The following is a 534-nucleotide window of genomic DNA, read 5'->3' as shown; positions in this document are numbered from 1 at the left end:
CGCTCGGTCTTCTTGAACGGCTTCCATCATTTCCTCTGCCAACCATTTTGCTTGGACGATCACTTCTTCATTCGTATACTTTCGGCCATTGGCGCAAGCTTTAACATGGGTGCCGTCAATGAAAATAGCTTTAGAATCAATCATGTCCGCTTCAAAACACTGTGTGAGAATCTGGCTAAAGATCTGTTGGGCGATACTTGTCCCTTCGAAACGACGCTTATAATTTTTTCCAAAAGTTGAAAAATGTGGCACTGGGTCAGTGAGAGATAACCCTAAAAACCAACGATATGCGACATTCACCTGAATTTCTTGAATGGTTTGGCGCATACTTGGAATACCAAAGAGATATTGAATGATAGGGATTTTAATCAGTGTCACTGGGTCAATGCTCGGACGTCCATTATCTAAGCAATAAACATCTTCTACCAGTCCATAAATAAAAGAAAAATCAATATGTCGATCAATTTTTCTCAGAAGATGTTCTTCTGGAACAAGGTCTTCGAGCGCATGAAAAGCCATCTGATGACGTGCTTC

1 protein-coding gene is annotated in these 534 nt (G+C 41.0%); it reads right to left on the bottom strand.

The features are described 5' to 3' along the window. A partial coding sequence (locus tag ACQV2O_RS08625; RefSeq protein ID WP_428875570.1) for a transposase occupies positions 1-534 on the bottom strand: 534 nt, incomplete at both ends.

The sequence above is a fragment of the Facklamia sp. P13055 genome (assembly GCF_050409445.1).
Classification (GTDB): Bacteria; Bacillota; Bacilli; order Lactobacillales; family Aerococcaceae; genus Facklamia.
This window is presented reverse-complemented; position numbering and strand designations above follow the sequence as displayed.